Below are 25,068 nucleotides of genomic sequence, written 5' to 3'. Positions count from 1 at the left end.
CGGTGCATAGGCTGAGCGGGTGACTCAGGGTGCAGCGACAGGACCGCGGTCCTACCTCCGATTTCCCCATGTTCACGGCGACCTGATCGCCTTCACCGCCGAGGACGACGTGTGGCTCGCGCCCCTCGACGGCGGCCGGGCCTGGCGCATCAGCGCCGACAACACGCCGGTGACCCATCCGCGCATCTCACCCGACGGGACCACGGTCGCCTGGACCTCCACCCGCGACGGCGCCCCCGAGATCCACACCGCCCCCGTCGACGGCGGCCCCGCCACCCGCCTGACACACTGGGGGAGTTCCCGCACCCAGGTGCGCGGCTGGACCGAGGGCGGGCAGGTCCTCGCGATCACCAGCTACGGCCAGGCCAGTCTCCGGCGCAGCTGGGCCCGTACCGTCCCGCTCGACGGCGGACCGTCCACCGTCCTGCCGTACGGCCCGGTCGGGCATGTCGCCCACGGGCCCGCCACCGTGCTGCTGTCCGCGCCGATGGGCCGCGAGGCGGCCTGGTGGAAGCGGTACCGGGGCGGTACGGCCGGGAAGCTGTGGATCGACCGGGACGGCGACGGCGAGTTCGTACGGCTGCACGCCGAGCTGGACGGGAACCTGGAGTACCCGGAGTGGGTCGGCGACCGGATCGCGTTCCTCTCCGACCACGAGGGCACCGGAGCGCTGTACTCCTCCCTCGCCGACGGCTCCGACCTGCGCAGGCACACCCCCCTTGGGGGCACCCCCCGCTCGAGCGAAGCCGAGAGTGGGGGAGGTTTCTACGCCCGGCACGCGGCGAGCGACGGCACCCGGGTCGTCTACGCCTCGGCCGGTGAACTCTGGCTCCTGGACGACCTGGAGGGTGCCGAGCCGCGCCTGCTGGACGTCCGGCTCGGCGGCCCCCGGGTGGACCGGCAGCCGTACCCGGTCAACGCGGCCCGCTGGATCGGTTCCGCCTCGCCCGACCACACCGCGCGCGGCAGCGCCGTCCTGGTGCGCGGCGGTGTGCACTGGGTGACCCACCGCTCCGGTCCGGCGCGCGCCCTCGCCGTCCGGCCCGGGGTGCGGGCCAGGCTGCCCGTCACGTTCCGGGCCGACGCGGAGGAGTGGGTGGTGTGGGTGACGGACGCCGAGGGCGAGGACGCCCTGGAGTTCGCGCCCGCCACCGGTCCCGCCCCCGGCTCCACCCCGCGCCGGCTCGCCGCCGGGCAGCTCGGCCGGGTCCTGGGCCTGGCCGTCGCCCCCGACGGCGGCCGGGTCGCGGTCGCCGCGCACGACGGACGGCTGCTCCTCGTCGAACGCGAGACCGGCGAGGTCCGCGAGGTCGACCGCAGCGAGGACGGCGACGTGTCCGGGCTGGCGTTCTCCCCCGACTCCGGCTGGCTCGCCTGGTCGCACCCCGGCGCCGGCGGACTGGCCCAGCTGCGCGTCGCCCACACCACCGACCTCACCGTCACCGAGGCCACCCCGCTGCGGTTCCGGGACTACGATCCCGTCTTCACCCGCGACGGCAAACACCTCGCCTTCCTCTCCACCCGCTCCTTCGACCCGGTCTACGACGAGCACGTCTTCGACCTGGCCTTCGTGGTCGGCGACCGCCCGCACCTGATCACCCTCGCGGCCACCACCCCCTCGCCGTTCGGCCCGCAGCGGCACGGCCGGCCCTTCGAGACCCCCGACAAGGACGAGACCCCGGACGCCGAGGGCACCCCCGCCACCCGGATCGACCTGGAGGGCCTCGCCGACCGGATCGTGCCGTTCCCCGTCGAGGCCGGCCGCTACTCCGGGCTGCGCGCTGCCAAGGACGGCGTCCTGTGGCTGCGGCACCCGGTGCGCGGTGTCCTCGGCGCCTCCCGCGCCCACCCCGAGGACACCGACCCCAAGACCGAGCTGGAGCGCTACGACCTCGCCCAGCAGCGCATCGAGTACCTCTCCGCCGACGCCGACCACTTCGAGGTCAGCGGCGACGGCAAGCGCGTCCTGCTGTGGTCCGACGGCAAGCTGAAGGTCGTACCCAGCGACCGCCGCGCCTCGGGCGACGAGGACAGCGACAGCAACATCACCGTCGATCTGACCCGGCTCCGGGCGACCGTCGACCCGGCCGCCGAGTGGCGGCAGATGTTCGACGAGACCGGCCGCATCATGCGCGACCAGTTCTGGCGCCCCGACCTGGGCGGCGTCGACTGGACCGGCGTCCTCGACCGCTACCGCCCGCTCGTCGACCGCTGCGCCACCCACGGCGACCTGGTGGACCTGCTCTGGGAGGTGCAGGGCGAACTCGGCACCTCGCACGCCTACGTCACCCCGCGCGGCGGCCACGGCCACGGCGCCCGCCAGGGCCTGCTCGGCGCCGACATCTCCCGGCACGAGGACGGCAGCTGGCGCATCGACCGGATCCTGCCCGCCGAGACCTCCGACCCCGGCGCCCGCTCCCCCCTCGCCGCACCCGGCGCCGCGGTGCGGCCCGGCGACGCGATCGTGGCGGTCGCCGGCCGCCCCGTCGACCCGGTGGCCGGCCCCGGCCCGCTCCTCGTCGGCACCGCGGGCAAGGCGATCGAACTGACCGTGTCCCCGGCCGGCGGCGGCGAACTGCGCCACCCCGTCGTCGTACCGGTCGCCGACGAGGAACCCCTGCGCTACCACGCCTGGGTCGCCGACCGCCGTGCCCACGTCCACACGTCGTCCGGGGGCCGCCTCGGCTACCTCCACGTCCCCGACATGCAGGCCCCCGGCTGGGCCCAGATCCACCGGGACCTGAGCGTGGAGATGGCCCGCGAGGGCATCGTCGTGGACGTCCGCGAGAACCGCGGCGGCCACACCTCCCAGCTCGTGGTGGAGAAACTGGCCCGTCGCATCGTCGGCTGGGACCTGCCGCGCGGCATGCGCCCGCACAGCTACCCGAAGGACGCGCCCCGGGGGCCGGTGGTCGTCGTCGCCAACGAGTTCTCCGGCTCGGACGGCGACATCGTCAACGCGGCGATCAAGGCGCTGGGGATCGGCCCCGTGGTCGGCACCCGCACCTGGGGCGGCGTCATCGGCATCGACAGCCGCTACCGCCTGGTCGACGGCACCCTGGTCACCCAGCCGAAGTACGCGTTCTGGTTGGAGGGCTACGGCTGGGGAGTGGAGAACCACGGCGTCGACCCGGACGTGGAGGTCGTCCAGACCCCCCAGGACTGGGGCGCGGGGAGGGACCCCCAACTGGACGAGGCCGTCCGCCTCGCGCTGGAGGCGCTGGAGAACGGTCCGGCGAAGACACCGCCGGCTCTGCCGGCGCTCTAGGGGCGCGGGGCTGCATTGGGCATGCGGCTCCGCCGCGGGGCGCGACAAGCCCCCACCGGTCCGCAGCCGAACCGACTACGATGCCCCCGAAGCTGATCACCGGTGAGGAGAAAACATGCCAGGGGAACCCCAGGACGACTGCCTCTTCTGCAAGATCGTCGCAGGTCACGTCCCCGCGACGATCGTCCGGGAGACTGACACCACCGTCGCCTTCCGGGACATCAACCCGCAGGCCCCCACCCACGTCCTGGTGATCCCCAAGGTCCACTACAAGAACGCGGCCGAACTCGCCGCAGGCGAACCCACGATCGCCGCCGACATACTGCGCGAGGCCCAGGCGGTCGCCGACGACGAGAAGCTGGACAGCTACCGCGTCGTCTTCAACACCGGCACTGGCGCCGGCCAGACCGTCTGGCACACCCACGCCCACGTCATCGGCGGCCGCGGCCTGCAGTGGCCGCCCGGATAGGTCACCGTGTCCGTACGTGAACTGGTGGTCCTCGGCACGGCCAGCCAGGTGCCCACCCGGCACCGCAACCACAACGGCTACCTGCTGCGCTGGGACGGCGAGGGCATCCTCTTCGACCCCGGCGAGGGCACCCAGCGGCAGATGCTGCGCGCCGGGGTCGCCGCCCACGACCTGAACCGGATCTGCGTCACCCACTTCCACGGCGACCACTCCCTCGGCCTCGCCGGGGTCATCCAGCGCATCAACCTCGACAGGGTCCCGCACCCGGTCACCGCGCACTACCCGCGCTCGGGGCAGCGCTTCTTCGACCGGCTGCGGTACGCCACCGCCTACCGCGAGACGGTCGGCGTCACCGAGGCCCCGGTCGAGGCGGACGGCGACCTCGCGGTCACCGGTTCGTACCGGCTCGAGGCCCGCCGCCTCTCCCACCCCGTCGAGTCCTACGGCTACCGGCTCACCGAGCCCGACGGCCTGCGCATGCTGCCCGAACGGCTCGCCGCGCACGGCATCACCGGCCCCGACGTGGGCCGGCTCCAGCGCGAGGGCGTCCTCGGGGACGTCACGATCGACCAGGTCAGCGAGGTGCGGCGCGGCCAGCGGTTCGCGTTCGTCATGGACACCCGGCTCTGCGACGGCGTACCCGCCCTCGCCGAGGGCTGCGACCTGCTCGTCATCGAGTCGACCTTCCTCGACGAGGACGCCCCACTCGCCGCGGAACACGGCCACCTGACGGCCGGACAGGCGGCGGCCGTCGCCCGCGACGCCGGCGTACGGCACCTGGTCCTGACCCACTTCAGCCAGCGCTACGCCGACCCCGAGGAGTTCGGACGGCAGGCGCGGGCCGCCGGCTTCGACGGCGAGCTGACCGTCGCGCACGACCTGCTCCGAGTGCCGGTCCCGAAGCGCAGGTGAAACGGCCGTACGATGCTCGGATGCCCCTCCCGAAAGCAGAACTGCACCTCCACATCGAAGGCACCCTGGAGCCCGAGCTGGCGTTCATGCTGGCCGCGCGCAACGGCGTCGAGCTGCCGTACCCGGACACCGAAGCGCTGCGCAAGGCGTACCAGTTCGAGGACCTGCAGTCCTTCCTGAACCTGTACTACGAGCTGATGGCCGTCCTGCGCACCGAGCAGGACTTCGACGACCTCGCCGACGCGTACCTCTCGCGGGCCGCCGCGCAGGGCGTGCGGCACGCGGAGATCTTCTTCGACCCGCAGGCGCACCTCGCCCGGGGGGTGTCCATGGGCACGGTCGTGGAGGGCCTGTGGCGGGCGCTCGGCCGGAGTGTCCACAGCCACGGGATCTCCACCCGCCTCATCATGTGCTTCCTGCGCGACGATTCCGCCGAGTCGGCGATGGCCACGCTGGAGGCCGCGAAGCCGTACCTGGACCGGATCACCGGTATCGGGCTGGACTCGGCCGAGGTCGGGCATCCGCCGGTCAAGTTCCGCGAGGTGTACGAGGCCGCCGCCGGACTCGGGCTGCGGCGCGTGGCCCACGCCGGTGAGGAGGGGCCGCCGGAGTACATCACCGAGGCGCTGGACCTGCTCGGCGTGGAGCGTGTCGACCACGGGCTGCGCTGCATGGAGGACCCGGAACTGGTGGAGCGGCTGGTGCGGGAGCGGATCCCGCTGACGCTGTGCCCGCTGTCGAACGTCCGGCTGCGCGCGGTCGACGTGCTCGCCGACCATCCGCTTCCGGCCATGATCGAGGCCGGGCTGCTGTGCACGGTCAACTCCGACGACCCGGCGTACTTCGGCGGGTACGTCGCCGACAACTACCACGCCGTGCGCGACACCCTGGGCCTGTCCCGGGAGCAGATGCGGGAACTGGCCCGCAACTCCTTCCTCGCGTCCTTCCTGGAGGACGACGAGGAACTGCGGGCCCGCTACCTCGCCGAGGTGGCGGCCTACGAGTTCGGTTAGGCGGCCACGTCCAGCCGTACCGTCTCGTCGCTGAGCGCGGGGTGTGCCGCGACGGTGGTGGTCCTGCGGCGCAGCGCCACCGCCGTCAGCGGTACCGCGACCGCCAGCAGGCCCACCGCCAGGACCGTCCCCATCGCCGGGAAACCCGCCCGGGCCGCCAGCAGGCTGCCGGTCATCGGGCCGACGGCGGTGCCCAGCGACGACGCCGACCCGACCAGCACCGCCCAGCGGCCCCGCGAATCCAGGGCGGCGGCCAGGCCGATGACGTACGACAGGACGACCGGGTAGAGCAGGTTCCAGGCGATCTCGCCGGCCGCGAACGTCGTCAGGTCGGTGGCGGACGCGCTGACCGCGATGCAGCCCGCGATCAGCACCGTGCCGAGCCCGATCGGCAGGGCCTGGCCGAGCCGCGGGCCGAGCACGCCCGCGCCGACCACGCCCAGCAGGCCGGCGCCGAGCGCCACGGCGAACACCGCGCCGACGGTCACCTCGCCGAGGTGCGCCTGGGTCAGGCCGATCCGGCCGCTCACGCCCCACAGCGAGTTCTGCGCGGCCGACCAGCAGGGCATCGCGGCGGCCAGCAGCAGGCCCGAGCGCAGGTGCGGCAGCCGTGGGCCGGCGGTGACGGCGACGGTCCCGGCGGTACGGGGGGTCAGCCGCGCGGTGAGCGGCCAGACCGCGAGCGCGGTGAGCGCGATCGCGGCGAGGGGCTGCGCGTGGCCCGGGCCGAGGTGCGGGACCGTCAGGTAGACGGCGCCGGCGAGGGCGGAGACGCCGAGCAGGCCGAGGGTGGTGACGCGGTGCGGGTCGCGCTGTGCGGCGATGTTGGTGGCGGCGACCGCGGTGACCGTGCCGGAGCCGAAGCCGCCGACGACCGCGCCGGCCACGACCGCCGGGATGTGCGCGGTGAGGGCCGCGCCGCCGTAGCCGAGGGCGGCGAGGAGCAGGCCGAGGCGGGCGAGCGTGCGGGGGCCGAAGCGGTCCACGCGGGAGGCGAGCAGGAAGCCGGCCGCCGCGGAACTCAGCAGCAGGGCGCTGCCGATGGCGCCGGCCTCGGTGGGGGTGAGGGGGAGCCCGGAGTCGAGTCTGCCGACGGTGGTCGGCAGGAGGTACGGGGCGAGGTACCCGGCCGTGAAAAGGGCGACGAGGGGCCAGGGGGTGGTGCGGGGGGCGGACACGGGCGTTCCCAGGGCATGCGAAAGGAGCGGTGGAGAAAGGGGGTTGGGCGCAGGCCGTCGAGGGACAGGAACGCGCGGGCAATTTGTATCAAGCGACGGGGGATCGAAGAAGCGCGGGGGGTGTGATGTGGGTCATGTTCGGTTTCGGAGGTGGAGCCGGGGGTAGGCGCGCCGCGCGCCGTGGGGGAGCGGTGCGTCGGCGGGTGCGGCCCGGTTGTGGTTGCTCGCGCAGTTCCTCGCGCCCCTGGCGGGGCGCTTGCTGCTAACGCCAGTCGACTGTGCCGCCTGTTGTCGCCGACTCGATCCTGGTGCGGGTCTCCTGCATCACCTCGACGATGCGGGCCTCGTGTTCCGGTGTCAGGCGGGCCACCGGTACCGAGCAGCTGATGGCGTCCTGGGCGGGGGTGTCGTAGCGGAGGGCGAAGCCGAAGCCGGCGATGCCGGTGACGCCCTCCTCGCGGTCGACCGAGTAGCCGCGGGCGCGGACCTGGGCCAGGTCGGCGGCGAGGTCGGCGCGGGTCGTGCGGGTGTTGGGGGTCAGCGGCTCGTACGGGCCGTCGGGGAGCTCGCCGTCGGGGCGTTCCGCGAGGAGGGCCTTGCCCAGGGCGCCCGCGTGGGCCGGGAGGTGGCGGCCCACCCTGCTGATCGTGCGCAGGTATTCGTGGGACTCCCGGGTCGCCAGATAGGCCACGTTCGCGCCGTCCAGGCGGCCCAGGTGGATCGTCTCGCCGAGCGCCTCGGACGCCTCGTCGAGGTAGGGGCGCACGAGGCGGACGCGCGGGTCGGAGTCCAGGTAGCTGGTGCCGGTCAGCAGGGTGCGGATGCCGATGCCGTAGAGGGAGCCGGTGGCGTCGGTGCGGACCCAGCCGCGGGCGATCAGCGTCTGCAGCAGGGCGTACATCGAGCTGCGCGGGACGCCGAGTTCGTCCGCGAGTTCCTGGAGGCGGGCCGGGCGGTCGGCGCGGGCCGCCAGCAGCTCCAGCAGCTCCACCGTGCGCGCCGCGGACTTCACCTCGCGGACGCCAGCTGTCTCGGACATGTGCAGATCGTACGGGGGCGGGGGTGCGGGTGCCGTTGACGAGGGTGCGTTCGCATATCTAGTCTCTGTCTTCATACGTAGATGGCATCCAGGTGGGGAGACGGTTTCGATGGGCGGACAGCCGGAGAGCGTGGTGCGCAGGCTGCGGGACGGGATGGCGGGCGGGGTGCTGTCGTTCCCGCTCACCTCCTTCCACCCCGACGGGTCCCTCGACATCGAGGGATTCAGGACGTACGTCGCCGGTCAGCTGGCCGCCGGGCCCGGGGCCCTCTTCCCGGCCTGCGGCACCGGCGAGTTCTTCTCCCTGGCCGAGGACGAGTACCGGCAGGTCGTGGCCGTGGCGGTCGAGGAGGCCGGCGGCCGGGTACCGGTGGTCGCGGGCGTGGGGTACGGCTGGGCGCAGGCCGCCCGGTTCGCGCGCATCGCCGAGGAGGCGGGCGCCGACGCCCTGCTCGTGCTGCCGCACTACCTCGTCGCCGCCCCGCAGGACGGACTGGTCGCGCAGCTGGAGCAGCTCGCGGCCCGGACGACCCTCCCGCTCATCGCCTACCAGCGCGGTCAGGTCGCCTACACGGCCGCCTCGTTGACGCGGATCGCCCGCATCCCCGGCGTCGTCGGGCTCAAGGACGGGCACAGCGACCTCGACCGGCTCCAGCGGCTCACCCTCGCCGCCCCGGACGGCTTCCTCTTCTTCAACGGCGCCGCCACCGCCGAGATCCAGGCCCGCGCCTACGCCACCGTCGGCGTCCCCGCCTACTCCTCCGCCGTGCACGCCTTCGCCCCGGAGATCGCCGACGCGTTCTTCGCCGCCCTGCGCGGCGGCGACCACGGCGCGGTCGACAAGCTGCTGCGCGACTTCTACGTGCCGCTCGTCGAACTCCGCGACCGCGTCCCCGGGTACGCCGTGTCCCTCGTCAAGGCGGCGGCCCGGCTGCGCGGCCGCCCGGTGGGACCCGTGCGCGCCCCGCTCACCGACCCCTCGCCCGCCGACCTCGCCGACCTCGGGGCGCTGCTGACCACCGGACTCGACCTCGTAGGAGCCTCCCTGTGAACCTCACGATCACCGACGTCCGCCTGACGCCGATCCTGGTCGCCGACCCGCCGCTGCTGAACACGCAGGGCGTCCACCAGCCGTACACGCCCCGGCTGATCGTGGAGGTGGAGACCGCCGACGGGGCGGTCGGCGTCGGCGAGACCTACGGCGACACCAAGTACCTCGAACTGGCCCGGCCGTTCGCCGAACGGCTGCGCGGGCGGCAGGTCAGTGACCTGAACGGGCTGTTCACCGTCGCCGACGAGGTCGCCGTGGACGCGGCCCGGGTCTCCGGGCAGGTCGACGTCGGCGGGCTGCGCGGCGTGCAGACCGCCGACAAACTGCGGCTGTCCGTGGTCTCCGGCTTCGAGGTGGCCTGCCTGGACGCCCTCGGCAAGACGCTCGGACTGCCCGTGCACGCGCTGCTCGGCGGCAAGGTGCGGGACTCGGTCGAGTACAGCGCGTACCTGTTCTACAAGTGGGCCGCGCATCCCGCGGGGGTACCGGCCGAGACCGACGACTGGGGCGCCGCGCTCGACCCGGCCGGGGTCGTGGCACAGGCCCGCCGCTTCACCGAGCGCTACGGCTTCACCTCCTTCAAGCTCAAGGGCGGGGTCTTCCCGCCCGACGAGGAGATCGCCGCCGTACGGGCGCTCGCCGAGGCGTTCCCCGGCCACCCGCTGCGCCTCGACCCCAACGGCGCCTGGTCGGTGGAGACCTCGCTGAAGGTCGCGAAGGAACTCGGCGACGTCCTCGAGTACCTGGAGGACCCGGCGCTCGGCACCCCGGCGATGGCCGAGGTGGCCGCCGGCACGGACGTCCCGCTCGCCACCAACATGTGCGTGACCACGTTCGGGGAGGTCCAGGAGGCGTTCACCAAGGGCGCCGTCCAGGTCGTCCTCTCCGACCACCACTACTGGGGCGGGCTGCGCAACACCCGGGAACTCGCCGCGGTCTGCCGGACCTTCGGCGTCGGCGTCTCCATGCACTCCAACACCCACCTCGGGATCAGCCTCGCCGCGATGACCCACGTGGCCGCGACCGTCCCCGACCTCCACCACGCCTGCGACTCCCACTACCCCTGGCAGACCGAGGACGTCCTCACCGAACGCCTCACCTTCGACGCCGGCCGGGTCACCGTCTCCGACGCCCCCGGCCTGGGCGTCGAACTCGACCACGAGAAGGTACGACGGCTGCACCGGCGCTGGCTCGACGACGACGGGACGCTCCGCGACCGCGACGACGCGGCGGCGATGCGGGTGGCCGAACCGGGCTGGACGACACCGGCCGTACCCCGCTGGTAGCGACCGGGCCCGGGGTGCCCGTTCGGGCGGTCGTACGACGCGAGCGGCCGCCGCTCCCGTGACATGGTGCACACTGGCCGGATCCGCACCACGTCAGGGAGCGCACCGTGACCGCGTCCAACGCGTTCGCCGGAGAGGAACCGGAATACCTCGACGACGACAGGGCAGCAACGACACCGCACTGCGCCGCACAGGTCGACCCGCTGGCCGGCCTGCGCGCGCCCGGCGACCCGCCCTGGGACGTCTACCTCACCGGCACCGTCTTCCTCGACATCATCTTCACCGGCCTCGGCTCCGCCCCCGTCCGGGGCACCGAGTCCTGGGCCCGGGGCATGGGCTCCAGCCCCGGCGGCATCGCCAACATGGCCACCGCCCTCGCCCGTCTCGGCCTGAGAACCTCCCTCGCGGCGGCCTTCGGCGACGACCACTACGGCGAGTACTGCTGGGACACGCTCGCGCGGGGCGAGGGCATCGACCTCTCCCCGTCCCGCACCGTGCCCGGCTGGCACTCGCCGGTGACCGTCTCCATGGCGTACGAGGGGGAGCGGACCATGGTCTCGCACGGGCACGAACCGCCCGCCGACACCCTGTTCCGCCAGCAGAACGCGCCCGGCCACCCCGCGCACGCGCGCGCCGCGGTGGCCTCCCTCACACCCGGCAAACGCAACCCGTGGATCGCCCGCGCCGCCGCCGAGGGCACCCTGATCTTCGGTGACGTCGGCTGGGACGACACCGGGGCGTGGGACCTGGCCAACCTCGCCGACCTGGAGTACTGCGAGGCGTTCCTGCCGAACGCGGAGGAGGCCAGGCGGTACACCGGCGCCGACTGCCCCCGCGCCGCCGCGCACGCCCTCGCCGAGCACGTGCCCCTCGCGGTCGTCACCCTCGGCGGGGAGGGGGCGTACGCGGTCGACGGCCGTACCGGCGAGTCCGCCGAGGTCCCCGCCATCGCGGTGGAGGCCCTCGACCCGACGGGCGCGGGGGACGTCTTCGTCGCCGGGTTCGTCACCGGCACGCTCGCGAACTGGCCCCTCGCCGACCGCCTCGCCTTCGCGGGGCTCACGGCGGCGCTGTCCGTCCAGGAGTTCGGCGGCTCCCTGTCCGCGCCGGGCTGGTCGGAGATCGGGGCGTGGTGGCGCGAGGTCCAGTCGGTGGCGGGCCAGGACCCGGCGGCGCTGCGACGCTACGCGTTCCTGGAGAGCCTGGTACCGGACGAGGACCAGGTGAGGCCCTGGCCCCTGCGCAGAGCGGTACCGACGATCGGGTTCGGCGGGACGGGGTGAGTGGGGGCGAAAGTTCGACTGGGCAGCGCGCCCCTCAGGGGCGCTGGGGGTACCCGCCGAGTGACGACCGCACCGCCCCTGCCTACTCTCCCCGCACCCTCGCCACCTGCTCGCGCACCAGCTCCCGAACCCCCTCCGAAACCCCGGACAGCTCCCCGGCGAACAGTTCCTCCACCCCGCCCCCGCCGGCGGCCCCCGCACTCCCCCCGCTCACCACGTACCCCTCCCGCACCGCGACCCGCAGCACCCCCTCCGCGTCCACCCCCGCGGCGACAATCGTCGGAACCTCTCCCCCCGCCGGGTCGGCGACCTTGACGTAGGCGCCCCGCACCGGCTCCCGCCAGCGCAGCGCCAGCAGCACCGGCGACTTGGCCACCACCTCCGCCAGCTCCACCTCGTACACCCCGTCCGCGGTGAGCACGTCGGCCCGCGCGTCCAGCACCATCGCCGCCGGCAGCAGGTCCCGCAGGCTGGACCCGGCGATGTTCCCGCCCACCGTCGCCGCCCGGCGCACCGCCCCCGTACCGACGCCCTTCGCCGCCAGCCGCAGCACCTCCGGCACCCGGTCGTCCACCTGGCCCAGCAGCACCGCGCCGCCCAGCACCCCGTCCCCGACCGCCGTCGCCTCCGGCACCTTCCGCAGGGACACCGCCTGTTCCGGGAAGCCGTCCCGCTGCCACGCGGCCCACACGAGGGTGGCACCGCCGACGGGTGTCGCCCCCTCCGCCAGGCACTCCCGGGCCTCGGACACCGACGTGGGCAGTCGCAGCTGCACGGCTCCCTGCTTTCTGAAGAACGCTGAAGAATGCTGAAGAACGCTGAAGGACGTGGAAGGACGTGGAAGGACGTGGAAGAACAACCGGCGAATACCGAAGGACTCTGTAAGGACATACGGACGACCGTTCGGATTCTGCCCCGGCCCACCGGAGCGCATACAGGGCTCACCGCGGCAACGGGGGCGCCCTTCCCGGTGAAAAGGCCTACGGCGTTGTCAGTCCCGCGTCGTAGGCTTGATAACGCGAGGCCGCCCTCAGCTACGCGGCCGTGATGAGGAGGAACCGCAGGCCTTAAGCGCCGGCCCATGACTCAGACACCCACAGCTCACACTCCCGCGCAGCAGCAGGCCCGAGCTCAGTTCGAGGTTCCCGCCCAGCACCCGATGGTCACCCTGCTGGGATCCGGCGACTCCCTCCTGCGCGTGATCGAGAAGGCCTTCCCGGCGGCCGACATACACGTCCGGGGCAATGAGATCAGCGCGGTCGGCGAGGCGCACGAAGTCGCTCTCGTCCAGCGCCTGTTCGACGAGATGATGCTGGTGCTCCGCACCGGGCAGCCGATGACGGAGGACGCAGTGGAACGCTCGATCGCCATGCTGCGGGCGAGTGAGAACGGGGAGGGCGCGGAGGAGACCCCGGCCCAGGTTCTGACCCAGAACATCCTGTCCTCGCGCGGCCGCACCATCCGCCCCAAGACCCTCAACCAGAAGCGGTACGTCGACGCGATCGACAAGCACACGATCGTCTTCGGCATCGGCCCCGCCGGTACCGGCAAGACGTACCTGGCCATGGCGAAGGCGGTGCAGGCCCTGCAGTCCAAGCAGGTCAACCGCATCATCCTGACCCGGCCCGCGGTGGAGGCGGGGGAGCGGCTCGGCTTCCTGCCGGGCACGCTCTACGAGAAGATCGACCCCTACCTGCGCCCGCTGTACGACGCGCTGCACGACATGCTCGACCCGGACTCGATCCCGCGCCTGATGGCGGCCGGGACCATCGAGGTGGCGCCGCTCGCCTACATGCGCGGACGCACCCTCAACGACGCCTTCATCATTCTCGACGAGGCCCAGAACACCTCGCCGGAGCAGATGAAGATGTTCCTGACCCGGCTCGGCTTCGATTCGAAGATCGTGATCACGGGTGACGTCACCCAGGTCGACCTGCCGAACGGCACCAAGTCCGGTCTGCGCCAGGTGCAGGACATCCTGGAGGGGCTGGACGACGTGCACTTCTCCCGCCTCACGTCCCACGATGTCGTACGGCACAAGCTGGTGGGCCGTATCGTCGACGCGTACGAGAAGTACGACAGCAAGCACGGCACGGAGAACGGCGCGCAGCAGGGCGGCCGCTCGAAGTCCGGGCACAAGGGGAAGTAGACAAGCACCGCGCCATGTCGATCGACGTCAACAACGAGTCCGGAACCGAGGTCGACGAGCAGGCGATCCTCGACATCGCCCGCTACGCACTCGCACGGATGCGCATCCACCCGCTCTCCGAGCTCTCGGTGATCGTCGTGGACGCCGACGCCATGGAGCAGCTGCACATCCAGTGGATGGACCTGCCGGGTCCGACCGACGTGATGTCGTTCCCGATGGACGAGCTGCGGCCGCCGTCGAAGGACGACGACGAGCCGCCGCAGGGGCTGCTCGGCGACATCGTGCTGTGCCCGGAGGTCGCCGCCAAGCAGGGGGCCGAGGCCGAGACCCAGCACTCCATGGACGAGGAGCTCCAGCTGCTCACCGTCCACGGGGTGCTGCACCTGCTGGGCTACGACCACGAGGAGCCCGACGAGAAGGCCGAGATGTTCGGTCTGCAGGCGGCCATCGTGGACGGCTGGCGCGCGGAGCAGGGCCTGACCGGCCCGTCCCCGGCGCCGACCGTCTCCTGACCGGGGGCCGGGTCGTATCCGTATGAGTCCGCAGATCGTCCTCGGAGCGATCGCGCTGGTCGTCGTCGCCTGGCTGGCCGCCTGCGCGGAGGCCGGCATCGCCCGTGTCTCCAGCTTCCGCGCCGAGGAGGCGGTGAAGTCCGGGCGGCGCGGCAGCGCCAGGCTCGCCCAGGTCGCCGCCGACCCCACCCGCTATCTCAACGTGGCCCTGCTGGTCCGGGTCGCCTGCGAGATGGCGGCGGCGGCCCTGGTCACCTACGCCTGCCTCCAGGAGATCCCCGCCACCTGGCAGGCGCTGCTCGCCGCGATCGGCGTGATGGTCCTGGTGTCGTACGTCGCCGTCGGCGTCTCGCCGCGCACCATCGGCCGCCAGCACCCGCTGAACACGGCCACGGCCGCCGCGTACGTGCTGCTGCCGCTGGCCAGGATCATGGGCCCGATTCCGTATCTCCTCATCCTCCTCGGCAACGCGCTCACCCCCGGCAAGGGGTTCCGGCGCGGCCCGTTCGCCTCCGAGGCAGAACTGCGGGCGCTGGTCGACCTCGCCGAGAAGGAGTCGCTGATCGAGGACGAGGAGCGCCGGATGGTGCACTCGGTCTTCGAGCTCGGGGACACTCTGGTGCGGGAGGTCATGGTGCCGCGCACCGACCTCGTCGTCATCGAGCGGTACAAGACGATCCGGCAGGCCCTCACCCTCGCCCTCAGGTCCGGTTTCTCGCGGATTCCGGTCACCGGGGAGAGCGAGGACGACATCGTCGGGATCGTGTACCTGAAGGACCTGGTCCGCAAGACGCACATCAGCCGGGACGCCGAGTCCGACCTGGTCTCCACCGCGATGCGGCCCGCGTTCTTCGTCCCCGACACCAAGAACGCCGGTGACCTGCTGCGCGAGATGCAGAAGGAACGCAACCACGTCGCCGTCGTCATCGACGAGTACGGCGGCACGGCCGGGATCGTCACCATCGAGGACATCCTGGAGGAGATCGTCGGCGAGATCACCGACGAGTACGACCGTGAGCTCCCGCCCGTCACCGCCCTCGGCGACGACCGCCACCGGGTCACCGCCCGCCTCGACATCACCGACCTCGGCGAGCTGTACGGCCTCGACGAGTACGACGACGAGGACGTGGAGACCGTCGGCGGGCTGCTCGCCAAGGCGCTCGGCCGGGTCCCCATCGCCGGTGCCTCCGCCCAGGTCGAACTCCCCGACGGACGCAAGCTGGCGCTGACCGCCGAGTCGGCCGCCGGCCGCCGGAACAAGATCGTGACGGTGCTGGTGGAGCCGGTGCCGGCGGCCGACGCCTCGGAGGGGGACGGTACCGAGTGACCCCGGACCAGCTGCGCGCCCACTGTCTGTCCTTCAACGCGGCCGAGGAGGACTTCCCCTTCAACCCGGACATCTCCGTGTTCAAGGTGCTCGGGAAGATGTTCGCGCTGAGCTGGATCGACGCGAAGCCCCTCAAGGTCAACCTCAAGTGCGACCCCGAGGACGCGGTACGGCTGCGCGCCGACCACGAGGGACTGATCACTCCCGGCTACCACATGAACAAACGGCACTGGAACACCGTGACCGTGGACGGCGGCCTCCCCGACCGGCTGGTGCGAGAGCTGATCGAGGACTCGTACGACCTTGTCGTGGCCGGGCTGCCGAGGGCCGAGCGGCTGCGTCTCGACCGGCCGTGAGACCGGGTCGGTCCGGGGCGGTCCGGGTTGACCGGGTCAAGCGTGGGGTTCGTATGCTCGGGGCATGACCGAGAGCAACGCGCTTGACCCCGAGGACCGCAAGATCGTCACTCTGGCCCGCTCGGCCCGGGCCCGCAACGGGGTGCCCGAGGGGGCGGCGGTACGGGACTCCACGGGCCGTACGTACGTGGCGGGGACCGTGGAGCTGCCCTCGCTGAAGCTGAGTGCGCTGCGGACGGCGGTGGCGATGGCGGTGGCGTCGGGGGCCGAGTCGCTGGAGGCGGCGGCGGTCGTCTCGGGGGGCGCGGAGGTCGGCGCGGAGGACCTGGCGGCGGTGCGGGATCTCGGGGGTGCGGGGACGCCGGTGCTGCTGGCGGGGGCCGACGGGTCGGTGCGGGTCACTGTCCTCGCCTGATCTTCGCTCATCCGCACACCGACTCGGTCCGTCGAGCAGCGAGGTCTCGGCTGACTCCGTCCGGGGAGGGGCGGGACTTCGTTGACTCGGGTGGGTGAGGCCGGGCCGGGCCGGGCGGGGCCGGGGGAGGAACTGCGCGACCAGCCCCCGCCCACCCGCAGCCGCCCCACCGCCGCAACCACCCCTTCGCGTCGGCGCCCCGACCCCCTTCGGCCGCGCCCCGACAAAGGTCGGCCGGAATTCAACCTTGTCGGGTCCTGGCTCCGGGGCATCAATGGGGACCGTACGTTCCGACGGACCGTCAGATCCGGGCGGGGCGTCGGACAGGACCTCCCGCGGTGTGCCCGCATCCACCCGAATCGGGGGCGTCACCATCCCCACATGGCATTCCCATGCACCGTGCAACGGGAAGGGAGCACTGCCCCATGAAGCGAATCACCACAGGTGCGGCACTCGCGGCGGGAGCACTCGCCGCCACGGCACTGGCCTTCGCGCCCTCGGCCGCCGCCGTCACCCCGACCACCGCCACCGTCACCGCCAGCTGCGGCATCTTCGGCGGCGGAACGGCCACCCTCACCGCGACCCAGACCGGCACCGCGGCCACCCTCACGCTCACCTCCAGCGCGATCACCACCCCGCTCGCCCTGTCGGCGAACTCCATCGCCTCCACGCTCACGATGTCCAACTCCACCGGCGCCAACCGGGTCTTCAGCGGCACCGTGAACCCGGCCATGGCCGCCGGCTCCCCGGTCACCGTCGGCCCGCTCCCCGGCACCGTGGCCGCCGGTGACAGCCTGGACTTCTACAAGGGCTCGCTGAAGATGGTCATCTTCGGCGTGACCGTCACCTGTACGTCGAGCGCGGCCCAGTCACCCGGGCCGTTCGTCTTCTGAGCCCGCTGACGGGTTCGTTCCGGATGCCGCAGAAGCTGATGAACCGTCAGCTTTCTGCGGCATCTCCATTGACTTCTCACGCGCCCTCCTCATCAATGGCCCCCTGTCGGCGCAGAGGAGCCGCTGCGCCCGCAACCCTCAGGAGGGGGCAAAGATGGGTTCACCCCCAGGATCACGAAGATCCCGACGGTGGCGCTGGATCTCACTGTTCGGGGCGACCGCCCTGGCGGTCACGACGGGCGGCGCGCTGGCCTGTCCGGCCGGTGCCGCCGGCACGAACGTCGACTTCGCCACGCACTGCATCCCGCCCGCCGTCGCGGGCCTCCCGCCGATCGACGGCACCACCACCGCGAACATCTCGGTGGACAACACCGCCCCGAAGGTCGGCGACACGGTCACCGTGACCTACACCGTGGTCACGCCCGCCGCCAACAACCCCACCGCCCTCGCCCTGCCGGCCGACATCATGACGCCGACCGGGAAGGTGACCCTGGGCGGCGCGCAGACGGGTGACGTGACGGTGACCGGGCCGAAGAAGAACGACCCGGTGCCGGGCTACGGGACCTTCCCGTCGTTCTCGATGACCGGCACGTTCACCGTGACCTCGCCGGGTGCCATCACGCTCTCGCCCGGTGACTACAACATCCACACCAGCTACATCCTGGAGCTGGACACCCCGTGCACGGTCACCAACCCGCCCGCCCCGGTGTCGGAGACCGTCACGGCGACCTCCTCGACCCCGGTCAACAACCGTGCCATCAGCCTTGGTTCGGCCTCCGGGAACCCCGGTGACAGCGTGACCGTCAGCGGGCAGAACTTCACCCCGGGCGCCACCGTGACGCTCGCCGGGCGGTCCGGCTCCAGCCAGACCGCGGACACGGCGACCGCCACCGCGGGCAGCGACGGCAGCTTCAGCGCTCCCCTCGTCGTCAACGACAGGACGACGACCGGGATCGTGGCGTACGAGGGCAGTGCGTGGAGCGACGCCCTGGGGGCCGGACCGGCCGCCTACGTCGTGAACGACACCACCCCGGTGCCGCCCGGCAGCCAGAAGCTGACCACCACCGTCAAGGCGGGGACGCTGTCCATGTCCCAGGCCGGGGACTCCGTCGCGCTGTCGGCGGTCGACTTCGGTCAGGGCGGGGCGTCCACGGGCGCGCTGCAGACCGTCACCGTCAAGGACTTCCGCGGCGGGCCGGCCGGCTGGTCGCTCACCGGCAAGGTCACCGACTTCACCGGTCCCGGCGCCAAGATCGACGCGGGCAGGCTCAGCTGGACGCCCGCCTGCGCGACCAAGGCGGGCAGCCCCAGCACCTGCGCGGCCGGTTCGGCGGGCACCGTCGGCAGCTCCGGAGCGACCCTCGCGTCGACCCCGGACGGCACCCTCACCGGCGGACAGTTCACGGTCGACGCCGGACTCTCCCTGGACGTACCGGCGTTCACGCCTCCGGGGTCGTACTCCGGAGTCCTCACCCTGACGCTCACCTGAGCCGACTCCACCCCGTGGTGGCCGGACGTGCACACGGCCGGCCACCACACGACCGTGCACAGCCCTCTCCGACCGCTTCCGACCGGGGGTCCGCACCCATGCGTCGTCGCGCCCAGCCGTATGTCCTCCTCCTGAGCCTGCTCCTCGGCGCCCTCCTCACGGCGTCTCCCGCGCGCGCCGCCGACAACGGCAGCTGGTCCGTCTACCCGGTCGCCTCGAAGATCGCCGCGCGGCCGTACTTCTACCTCTCCCTCGACCCGGGGCAGACCCTCACCGACAAGGTGGCCGTCGCCAACAAGACCGGCAGGCCGCTGACCTTCCGGCTGTACGCGGCCGACGCCTACAACACCGCGCGGGACGGTGGCTTCGCCGTCCGGACGGTGGCGGAGAAGATGCGGGGGGTGGGGGCCTGGGCGAAGCTCTCCAAGCCGCGGGTCACCGTGCCCCCGCACCGGACGGTGACGGTTCCCTTCACGCTGCGGGTGCCGCAGGGGGCCGAGCCCGGTGACCATCCGGGGGCGATCGTGGCCCTGGACGAGCACGTCGACCCGGGCGCGGGCGCCCTGGCGCTCGGCGTGCAGCGGGCCGTCGGTGCCCGGGTCTACCTGCGGGTGAGCGGCCCGACGCTGCCCGCCGTCGCCGTCGAGAACGTGCACATCAGCCATCACCAGCCGCTCGTCCCCGGCCTCGGCGACAGCACCGCCACCATCACGTACACCCTGCACAACACCGGGAACATCACCCTGAACCCGCGGGTACGGCTGCGCGCGCAGGGGCTGTTCGGCCGTACGCTGCTCAGCCGCACCCTCACCGGGATCCCCTCCGAACTGCTGCCGGGGGAACAGGTCCGGCTCACCGCACGCTGGCGGGACGCACCCCAGCTCGACCGGGGCGATGTGACGCTGACGGCCAGCGCGACCGGCACCAGTGAGTCGGCGAGCGCCTCGTTCCTCGCCCTGCCGTGGCTGGTGCTGGCGCTGGTCTTCGTCGCCGGGGTGGCGGGCGGGGCGCTGTTCGCCCGGCTGCGCCGGGGCCGCGGCCTGCCGTCGCCGGCCCGGTATCTCAGAGCGCGTCGGGGCCGCGTTCGCCCGTCCGGACCCGTACGACCGTCTCCACCGGCAGTGCCCACACCTTCCCGTCCCCGATCTTCCCCGTCTGCGCGGCCCTGACCACCGCCTCGATGACCGGCTCGGCGTCGGCGTCCTCGACGACCACCTCGATGCGGACCTTGGGCACCAGGTCGACCCGGTACTCGGCGCCGCGGTACACCTCGGTGTGGCCGCGCTGCCGGCCGTACCCGCTGGCCTCGGTCACGGTCAGGCCGTGCACCCCGAGCTCCTGGAGCGCGGTCTTCACCGCGTCGAGGCGGTAGGGCTTGACGATCGCGGTGATGAGCTTCATGGCTGGGTCTTGACCTTCTGGGCGGTGGGGAGGACGGAGTGCGCGACCGGGGCGCCATGGCCCAGGACCCCGTGATCGTAAGCCGTCTCGGCGTGCACCGTAAGGTCGAGACCGGTGTGCTCCTGCTCCTCGCTGGCCCGGAAGCCCATCACCCTGTCGAGCAGCTTGCCGATGCCGTACGTCATGGTGAAGGCGTACGCCGCGACGGCCGCGACCGCCACCGCCTGCCTGCCGAGCTGGGCGAGCCCGCCGCCGTACAGGAGACCCTCGGTGCCGCCGGTCATGGCCTTCTCGGCGAACAGGCCGATGAGGAGGGTGCCGATGACTCCGCCGACCAGGTGCACGCCGACCACGTCGAGCGAGTCGTCGTAGTCCAGCTTGAACTTCCAGGAGACGGCGTACGAGCAGACCACGCCCGCGGCGAGGCCGACGGCGAGCGCGCCGAGCAGGGAGACCGAACCGCAGGACGGGGTGATCGCGACCAGGCCGGCGACCGCGCCGGAGGCCGCGCCCAGGGTGGTGGGGTGGCCGTCGCGCTTCTGCTCCACGAACAGCCAGCCCAGCAGGCCCGTGCAGCCTGCCGCCATGGTGTTGAGGAAGACGGCGGCGGCGAGACCGTTGGCGCCGAGCGCGCTGCCCGCGTTGAAGCCGAACCAGCCGAACCAGAGCAGACCGGCGCCCAGGATCACCATCGGCAGGTTGTGCGGGCGCATCGCGTCCTTCTTGAACCCGAGCCGCGGGCCGAGGACCAGGCACAGCGCGAGGCCGGAGGCGCCCGAGGTGATCTCCACGGGCAGCCCGCCGGCGAAGTCCAGGGCGCCCAGGTCGTGCAGGATCCAGCCAGCCGGACCCCACACCCAGTGCGCGACCGGAACGTATACGAGCACCGTCCACACCGGCACGAACACCAGCCATGCCCCGAACTTCGCCCGGTCCGCGACCGCGCCGCTGACCAGCGCGGCCGTGACGATGGCGAAGGTGAGCTGGAAGGTCGCGAAGAGCAGGGTGGGGACGCTGCCCTGGACGCTGTCCGGTCCGAGACCGCTCATGCCCGCGTGCTCCAGGCCGCCGACCAGACCCGCCCAGGCGTCGTCCCCGAAGGCCAGCGAGTAGCCGCCCGCCAGCCACACCACCGTGACCAGCGCGATCGACACGAAGCTCATCATCAGCATGTTGAGGACGCTCTTGGTGCGGACCATACCGCCGTAGAACAGGGCCAGGCCGGGCGTCATCAGCAGGACCAGGGCAGTGGCGGCGAGCAGCCAGGCGGTGTCACCGGTGTCGGCATGCGCGGCGGCGAGGTACACGGGCGTCTCCAACGTCGTGGGGGCTCGTCAGAGGGTCACCGGTCCCCGTTTCCGGTCGCGTACGGCTGTGTTTCCGTGACGTTTCGTTGCGTCGGGGTTACCGAAAACTCACCGGTGCGGTGGGGTGTCGTGGATCAGGGAGAATGGGGGGCATGAGCGTTCGCAGCCAGTCAACCGAGCCGTCGGAATCGTCGGAGGCCGTCCACCGGGCGGGCTTCGCCTGTTTCGTCGGGCGCCCCAACGCGGGCAAGTCCACCCTCACGAACGCTCTGGTCGGGCAGAAGGTGGCGATCACCGCGAACCAGCCGCAGACCACGCGGCACACGGTACGGGGGATCGTGCACCGGGAGGACGCCCAGCTGATCCTCGTGGACACCCCTGGCCTGCACAAGCCGCGCACGCTGCTCGGCGAGCGGCTGAACGACGTGGTCCGCACCACCTGGGCCGAGGTCGACGTGATCGGCTTCTGCCTGCCGGCGAACGAGAAGCTCGGCCCCGGTGACCGGTTCATCGCCAAGGAACTCGCGGGGATCAGGAAGACCCCCAAGGTCGCCGTCGTCACCAAGACCGACCTCGTCGACTCCAAGACCCTCGCCGAGCAGCTGATCGCGATCGACCAGCTCGGCAAGGAGCTGGGCTTCGAGTGGGCGGAGATCGTCCCCGTCTCGGCGGTCGGCGACAAGCAGGTGGGGCTGCTGGCCGACCTGCTCGTCCCGCTCCTCCCCGAGGGGCCCGCCCTCTACCCCGAGGGCGACCTCACCGACGAGCCGGAACAGGTCATGATCGCGGAGCTGATCCGCGAGGCCGCCCTCGAAGGCGTCCGCGACGAACTCCCGCACTCCATCGCCGTCGTCGTCGAGGAGATGCTCCCGCGCGAGGACCGCCCCGCCGACAAGCCCCTCCTGGACATCCACGCCAACCTGTTCATCGAGCGCCCCAGCCAGAAGGGCATCATCATCGGCCCCAAGGGCAAGCGACTGAAGGAGGTCGGCATCAAGAGCCGCAAGCAGATCGAGGCGCTGCTCGGCACGCCGGTCTTCCTCGACCTCCACGTGAAGGTCGCCAAGGACTGGCAGCGCGACCCGAAGCAGCTGCGGCGCCTCGGGTTCTGACACCCGGCGCGCCCGGCTAGTCCACTCCTCTTATCCGCCCGACCAGCCCCGCTCCCGCCAGGCCGATCACCGCCGACACCAGGTACAGCATCCGGTAGCCGCCCAGGTACGTCACGATCGGTGCGGCGAGGACGGGCGCCGCCACCTGGGGCAGGGCGTTGGCGACGTTGATGACGCCGAGGTCCTTGCCCCGGTCCAGGGCCTTCGGCAGGACGTCCGTCATCAGCGCGAAGTCCACCGAGGTGAACACGCCGAAGCCGATGCCGAGCAGTGCGGCGGCGACGATCGCGCCCGGCCAGGTCTGCCACACCGCCAGCAGCGCGGTCGCCGCCGCCATCAGCATCCCGGACCAGACCACGAACGGCTTGCGCCGCCCCACCCGGTCCGACCAGACCCCGCCGACCACCACCGTCGCCATCAGCGTCAGCCCGTTCACCGCCGTCAGGACCAGCACCCCCTGCTCGGGGTCGTGGTGGTGGAGCCGGTCCCGCAGGTAGTACAGGAGGTACAGCAGCACCAGCGCGTTGCTCAGGTTGATCAGGAAACGGGTCAGCCACGCCCACCCCAGGTCCGGATGGCGGCGCGGACTCAGCCAGAACCCCGCCAGGAAGCCCCGCCAGGACCAGGGCGGCCGGTCCGCGGGCCGCAGCCGCAGATCCGGATGGCGCAGCACGTACGGCAGTACGCCCACCGCGGTGAACACCGCGCACGCCACGTAGCCCGCCCCGACGCCCCCGGCGGCCGTCGCCAGCCCGGTGCCGCCGACCACGCCGAGGATCTGCGCGGCCCCCAGCCAGCCGCCCACCGAGCCCCGCTGGAGCCGCGGCACCCGGTCCGGCACCGCGGCCGTCACCGCCGCGAACGACGCGTTCAGCGTCAGCTGGACCAGGCACCAGCCCAGCGTCATCGTCCCCATGCCGCGGGCGCCCGCGAGCAGCAGGAGGGACAGCGCCCCGCCCGCCGTACCGGCGACGATCCACGGCGTACGGCGGCCCCACCGGGACGTCGTCCGGTCCGACAGCGCCCCGAACAAGGGGTTCGCCAGCAGGGAGACCGCGGCGCCGGCGCCCGTCACCCAGGCCAGCATCGTCTCCTTGGACATCCCGGAGCCGGGCGCGAAGTCCTTCGCCTGGGAGGCCAGCAGGATCTGCAGGGGGCCGTACCAGCCCACCCAGATCGCCCCGTTGGCGAGGCACAGCGCCCAGGTCCAGCCCCGGCCGACCCGGGCGGACGGCTCCGCCAGGGCGGCGGGCTCCCCGGCCGGGTCGCGGGTCGTCGTCATCTCTGCGCCCGCAGCGCGTCCCGGAACCAGCCGTACGACGACTTCGGCGTCCGCGTCTGGGTCGCGTAGTCGACGTGGACCAGGCCGAAGCGGCGCTCGTACCCCTCCGCCCACTCGAAGTTGTCGAGGAGCGACCAGACGAAGTAGCCGCGCACGTCCACCCCTGCCTCGACGGCCCGGTGCAGGGCGCGGATGTGCCCGTCGAGGTAGGCGATGCGGTCCCGGTCGTCGAGACCCTCGTACGAGCAGCCGTTCTCGGTGATGACGACCGGCGGGAGCCGGTCGCCGTAGCGGTCACGGAAGCCGGTGAGGAGTTCGGTGAGGCCCTCCGGGACGACCGGCCAGCCGAAGTCCGTCACCGGTACGCCCTCGATGTCCTGCACGGAGAAGGGGAGTTCGGCGGGCAGGGTGAGACCGCCGAACTCGATCTCGGCACCCTGCGGGGCGCCGACCTTCGTGGGGGCGTAGTAGTTGACGCCGTACCAGTCCAGCGGTTCGGCGATCACCTTCAGGTCGGCCGCGACGTCGCCGGGCATCAGGTCGCCCATCCCGTCCGGGTACGCGCCGAGCAGGACCGGCTCGGCGAACAGGCGGTTGAGGAGGAGGTCGTAGAAGGCGGCCGCCTCCAGGTCCGGCTGTTCCTGCGAGGCGGGCCAGGTCGGGCCGTGCGAGTTGGCGATGCCGACGTCGCTCGCGCCGGCCGCGCGCAGCGCCCGCACGGCCAGGCCGTGGGCGAGGAGCTGGTGGTGGGCGGCCGGGAGCGCGTCGAACATCAGCTGCTTGCCGGGGGCGTGGGCGCCGAGCGCGTGGCCGAACAGCGTGTGTTCGGCGGGTTCGTTGAGGGTGATCCACTTGTGCACCCGGTCGCCCAGCCGGTCCGCGACCGTCGAGACGTGGTCGGCGAAGCGGGCGGCGGTGTCCCGTTCCAGCCAGCCGCCCTTCTCCTGGAGGGCGGTCGGCAGGTCCCAGTGGAAGAGGGTGGGGACCGGCCGTACGCCCGCCGCGCACAGTTCGTCGACGAGCCGGTCGTAGAAGTCGAGTCCGCCCGTCGAGCGCACCCTCGGCCAGGAGACCGAGAAGCGGTACGCGTCCACGCCGAGGCCGGCCAGCAGCGCCACGTCCTCGGGGTACCGGCGCAGGTGGTCGCAGGCCACCGCCGCCGTGGAGCCGTCCTTGACGCGGCCCGGTTCCGCCTCGAAGACGTCCCACACGGACTGCTCGCGTTTGTCGGCCGCGCCCTCGATCTGATGGGCCGAGGTCGAGACACCCCAGAGGAAGCCGTCGGGGAAACGGGGGAGAGGGGGGTGCGGACGGGCCGCTCCATTC

23 protein-coding genes are annotated in these 25,068 nt (G+C 72.5%); 16 read left to right on the top strand and 7 right to left on the bottom strand.

The features are described 5' to 3' along the window. Positions 1-19: 19 nt before the first annotated feature. The 4 genes from ABZ646_RS01250 (at position 20) to ABZ646_RS01235 (ending at position 5,662) form a co-directional block, all read left to right on the top strand. On the top strand, positions 20-3,268 hold the full coding sequence (locus ABZ646_RS01250) for a S41 family peptidase (RefSeq protein ID WP_360511685.1): 3,249 nt from the start codon (positions 20-22) through the stop codon (positions 3,266-3,268). 115 nt (positions 3,269-3,383) lie between these two features. Then, positions 3,384-3,737 (top strand): histidine triad nucleotide-binding protein, encoded by a 354-nt coding sequence (locus ABZ646_RS01245; protein WP_360511683.1) that lies wholly within the window; start codon positions 3,384-3,386, stop codon positions 3,735-3,737. Between the two features lie 6 nt (positions 3,738-3,743). Beyond that, complete coding sequence (locus tag ABZ646_RS01240) at positions 3,744-4,649, top strand: ribonuclease Z (protein WP_360511681.1); 906 nt, start codon at positions 3,744-3,746, stop codon at positions 4,647-4,649. 20 nt (positions 4,650-4,669) lie between these two features. After that, positions 4,670-5,662, top strand: a complete 993-nt coding sequence (locus ABZ646_RS01235) for an adenosine deaminase (protein ID WP_360511679.1) — start codon at positions 4,670-4,672, stop codon at positions 5,660-5,662. Here the strand turns inward: ABZ646_RS01235 and ABZ646_RS01230 are convergent. Next, positions 5,659-6,840, bottom strand: a complete 1,182-nt coding sequence (locus tag ABZ646_RS01230; RefSeq protein WP_360511677.1) for an MFS transporter — start codon at positions 6,838-6,840, stop codon at positions 5,659-5,661. The genes ABZ646_RS01235 and ABZ646_RS01230 overlap by 4 nt on opposite strands. 262 nt (positions 6,841-7,102) lie before the next feature. Continuing rightward, entirely contained in the window at positions 7,103-7,879 is a 777-nt protein-coding gene (locus tag ABZ646_RS01225; protein ID WP_360511675.1) for an IclR family transcriptional regulator, read from the bottom strand. 109 nt (positions 7,880-7,988) lie between these two features. Here ABZ646_RS01225 and ABZ646_RS01220 point away from each other — a divergent pair, with 109 nt between their 5' ends. The 3 genes from ABZ646_RS01220 to ABZ646_RS01210 all read left to right on the top strand — a co-directional run bounded on the left by ABZ646_RS01220 (position 7,989) and on the right by ABZ646_RS01210 (position 11,499). Next, on the top strand, positions 7,989-8,930 hold the full coding sequence (locus ABZ646_RS01220; RefSeq protein ID WP_360511673.1) for a 5-dehydro-4-deoxyglucarate dehydratase: 942 nt from the start codon (positions 7,989-7,991) through the stop codon (positions 8,928-8,930). Then, positions 8,927-10,216, top strand: a complete 1,290-nt coding sequence (locus tag ABZ646_RS01215; RefSeq protein ID WP_360511671.1) for a glucarate dehydratase family protein — start codon at positions 8,927-8,929, stop codon at positions 10,214-10,216. The genes ABZ646_RS01220 and ABZ646_RS01215 overlap by 4 nt, the downstream gene beginning before the upstream one ends. 203 nt (positions 10,217-10,419) lie before the next feature. Next, positions 10,420-11,499: a PfkB family carbohydrate kinase gene (locus ABZ646_RS01210; protein WP_360511729.1), complete on the top strand. Its 1,080-nt coding sequence runs from the start codon at positions 10,420-10,422 to the stop codon at positions 11,497-11,499. Between the two features lie 82 nt (positions 11,500-11,581). Here the strand turns inward: ABZ646_RS01210 and ABZ646_RS01205 are convergent, their stop codons facing one another. Continuing rightward, on the bottom strand, positions 11,582-12,274 hold the full coding sequence (locus ABZ646_RS01205; protein WP_360511669.1) for an FAD binding domain-containing protein: 693 nt from the start codon (positions 12,272-12,274) through the stop codon (positions 11,582-11,584). 306 nt (positions 12,275-12,580) lie between these two features. On the opposite strand from ABZ646_RS01205, the gene ABZ646_RS01200 reads away from it, so the two are divergent. The 8 genes from ABZ646_RS01200 to ABZ646_RS01165 all read left to right on the top strand — a co-directional run bounded on the left by ABZ646_RS01200 (position 12,581) and on the right by ABZ646_RS01165 (position 19,809). Beyond that, complete coding sequence (locus ABZ646_RS01200) at positions 12,581-13,648, top strand: PhoH family protein (protein ID WP_360511667.1); 1,068 nt, start codon at positions 12,581-12,583, stop codon at positions 13,646-13,648. Positions 13,649-13,662: 14 nt separating this feature from the next. Next, the gene (ybeY, locus tag ABZ646_RS01195; RefSeq protein WP_132886709.1) at positions 13,663-14,160 is read left to right on the top strand and encodes an rRNA maturation RNase YbeY; all 498 of its coding nucleotides are present in this window, start codon (positions 13,663-13,665) and stop codon (positions 14,158-14,160) included. 22 nt (positions 14,161-14,182) lie between these two features. Then, positions 14,183-15,487, top strand: a complete 1,305-nt coding sequence (locus ABZ646_RS01190; RefSeq protein WP_360511665.1) for a hemolysin family protein — start codon at positions 14,183-14,185, stop codon at positions 15,485-15,487. Then, positions 15,484-15,843 (top strand): MmcQ/YjbR family DNA-binding protein, encoded by a 360-nt coding sequence (locus ABZ646_RS01185; RefSeq protein ID WP_360511663.1) that lies wholly within the window; start codon positions 15,484-15,486, stop codon positions 15,841-15,843. The genes ABZ646_RS01190 and ABZ646_RS01185 overlap by 4 nt, the downstream gene beginning before the upstream one ends. Positions 15,844-15,907: 64 nt before the next feature. After that, on the top strand, positions 15,908-16,258 hold the full coding sequence (locus ABZ646_RS01180; RefSeq protein WP_360511661.1) for a cytidine deaminase: 351 nt from the start codon (positions 15,908-15,910) through the stop codon (positions 16,256-16,258). 425 nt (positions 16,259-16,683) lie between these two features. After that, on the top strand, positions 16,684-17,151 hold the full coding sequence (locus ABZ646_RS01175) for a hypothetical protein (RefSeq protein ID WP_360511659.1): 468 nt from the start codon (positions 16,684-16,686) through the stop codon (positions 17,149-17,151). 154 nt (positions 17,152-17,305) lie between these two features. Continuing rightward, entirely contained in the window at positions 17,306-18,640 is a 1,335-nt protein-coding gene (locus ABZ646_RS01170; protein ID WP_360511657.1) for a beta-xylosidase, read from the top strand. Positions 18,641-18,738: 98 nt separating this feature from the next. Beyond that, a complete protein-coding gene (locus tag ABZ646_RS01165) occupies positions 18,739-19,809 on the top strand; it encodes a DUF916 domain-containing protein (protein WP_360511655.1) in 1,071 nt (356 codons plus the stop codon). Here ABZ646_RS01165 and ABZ646_RS01160 read toward each other — a convergent pair. After that, positions 19,703-20,041 (bottom strand): P-II family nitrogen regulator, encoded by a 339-nt coding sequence (locus tag ABZ646_RS01160; RefSeq protein WP_046729838.1) that lies wholly within the window; start codon positions 20,039-20,041, stop codon positions 19,703-19,705. The genes ABZ646_RS01165 and ABZ646_RS01160 overlap by 107 nt on opposite strands. Continuing rightward, positions 20,038-21,360: an ammonium transporter gene (locus tag ABZ646_RS01155; protein ID WP_360511653.1), complete on the bottom strand. Its 1,323-nt coding sequence runs from the start codon at positions 21,358-21,360 to the stop codon at positions 20,038-20,040. The genes ABZ646_RS01160 and ABZ646_RS01155 overlap by 4 nt, the downstream gene beginning before the upstream one ends. Before the next feature lie 131 nt (positions 21,361-21,491). Between ABZ646_RS01155 and era the strand changes: the two genes are divergently transcribed. Further along, entirely contained in the window at positions 21,492-22,460 is a 969-nt protein-coding gene (gene era / locus ABZ646_RS01150) for a GTPase Era (protein ID WP_360511651.1), read from the top strand. Between the two features lie 16 nt (positions 22,461-22,476). On the opposite strand, the gene ABZ646_RS01145 is transcribed toward era, so the two are convergent. Continuing rightward, the gene (locus ABZ646_RS01145) at positions 22,477-23,742 is read right to left on the bottom strand and encodes an MFS transporter (protein WP_360511649.1); all 1,266 of its coding nucleotides are present in this window, start codon (positions 23,740-23,742) and stop codon (positions 22,477-22,479) included. Continuing rightward, the coding region (locus tag ABZ646_RS01140) for a GH1 family beta-glucosidase (RefSeq protein ID WP_360511647.1) at positions 23,739-25,068 on the bottom strand (1,330 nt) is incomplete at its 5' end. The genes ABZ646_RS01140 and ABZ646_RS01145, both read right to left, overlap by 4 nt.

Source organism: Streptomyces sp. NPDC007162, from assembly GCF_040634175.1.
In the GTDB taxonomy this organism is placed as follows: domain Bacteria; phylum Actinomycetota; class Actinomycetes; order Streptomycetales; family Streptomycetaceae; genus Streptomyces.
This window is presented reverse-complemented; position numbering and strand designations above follow the sequence as displayed.

Bases quoted from the DNA above. Each gene is read 5' to 3' on its own strand.
- ABZ646_RS01245 (WP_360511683.1), top strand. From the start codon at position 3,384: ATGCCAGGGGAACCCCAGGACGACTGCCTCTTCTGCAAGATCGTCGCA.
- ABZ646_RS01220 (WP_360511673.1), top strand. From the start codon at position 7,989: ATGGGCGGACAGCCGGAGAGCGTGGTGCGCAGGCTGCGGGACGGGATG.
- ABZ646_RS01235 (WP_360511679.1), top strand. From the start codon at position 4,670: ATGCCCCTCCCGAAAGCAGAACTGCACCTCCACATCGAAGGCACCCTG.
- ABZ646_RS01165 (WP_360511655.1), top strand. From the start codon at position 18,739: ATGCGTCGTCGCGCCCAGCCGTATGTCCTCCTCCTGAGCCTGCTCCTC.
- ybeY (WP_132886709.1), top strand. From the start codon at position 13,663: ATGTCGATCGACGTCAACAACGAGTCCGGAACCGAGGTCGACGAGCAG.
- ABZ646_RS01190 (WP_360511665.1), top strand. From the start codon at position 14,183: ATGAGTCCGCAGATCGTCCTCGGAGCGATCGCGCTGGTCGTCGTCGCC.
- ABZ646_RS01170 (WP_360511657.1), top strand. From the start codon at position 17,306: ATGGGTTCACCCCCAGGATCACGAAGATCCCGACGGTGGCGCTGGATC.
- ABZ646_RS01145 (WP_360511649.1), bottom strand. From the start codon at position 23,742: ATGACGACGACCCGCGACCCGGCCGGGGAGCCCGCCGCCCTGGCGGAG.
- ABZ646_RS01200 (WP_360511667.1), top strand. From the start codon at position 12,581: ATGACTCAGACACCCACAGCTCACACTCCCGCGCAGCAGCAGGCCCGA.
- era (WP_360511651.1), top strand. From the start codon at position 21,492: ATGGGGGGCATGAGCGTTCGCAGCCAGTCAACCGAGCCGTCGGAATCG.
- ABZ646_RS01175 (WP_360511659.1), top strand. From the start codon at position 16,684: ATGAAGCGAATCACCACAGGTGCGGCACTCGCGGCGGGAGCACTCGCC.
- ABZ646_RS01160 (WP_046729838.1), bottom strand. From the start codon at position 20,041: ATGAAGCTCATCACCGCGATCGTCAAGCCCTACCGCCTCGACGCGGTG.
- ABZ646_RS01225 (WP_360511675.1), bottom strand. From the start codon at position 7,879: ATGTCCGAGACAGCTGGCGTCCGCGAGGTGAAGTCCGCGGCGCGCACG.
- ABZ646_RS01180 (WP_360511661.1), top strand. From the start codon at position 15,908: ATGACCGAGAGCAACGCGCTTGACCCCGAGGACCGCAAGATCGTCACT.